The 511-nt window shown below is 56.2% G+C and carries 1 protein-coding gene; it reads left to right on the top strand.

The window, feature by feature from the left end; translation table 11 throughout:
• The coding region (locus ACK6BI_RS28035) for a GTP-binding protein (RefSeq protein WP_409319667.1) at window positions 1–511 on the top strand (511 nt) is incomplete at both ends.

Genomic DNA, 511 nt, shown 5'->3' with positions numbered 1-511 from the left:
GCAGATGGACGGCGCGATCCTGGTTTGCTCGGCTGCCGATGGTCCGATGCCACAAACTCGTGAGCACATCCTGCTGTCCCGTCAGGTAGGCGTTCCGTACATCGTGGTTTTCCTGAACAAGGCTGACCTGGTAGACGACGCAGAGCTGCTGGAGCTGGTTGAGATGGAAGTTCGCGACCTGCTGTCCACCTATGACTTCCCGGGTGATGACACTCCGATCATCATCGGTTCTGCTCGTATGGCGCTGGAAGGCAAAGACGACAACGAAATGGGTACTACCGCTGTGAAGAAGCTGGTAGAAACTCTGGATGCCTACATCCCTGAGCCAGTTCGTGCTATCGACCAGCCATTCCTGATGCCGATCGAAGACGTGTTCTCGATCTCGGGTCGCGGTACTGTTGTGACCGGTCGTATCGAGCGCGGTATTGTTCGCGTTCAGGATCCACTGGAAATCGTTGGTCTGCGTGACACCACCACCACTACCTGCACCGGTGTTGAGATGTTCCGCAAA

This window comes from Pseudomonas sp. KCJK9016 (assembly GCF_046231795.1).
Classification (GTDB): Bacteria; Pseudomonadota; Gammaproteobacteria; order Pseudomonadales; family Pseudomonadaceae; genus Aquipseudomonas; species Aquipseudomonas bananamidigenes.
This window is presented reverse-complemented; position numbering and strand designations above follow the sequence as displayed.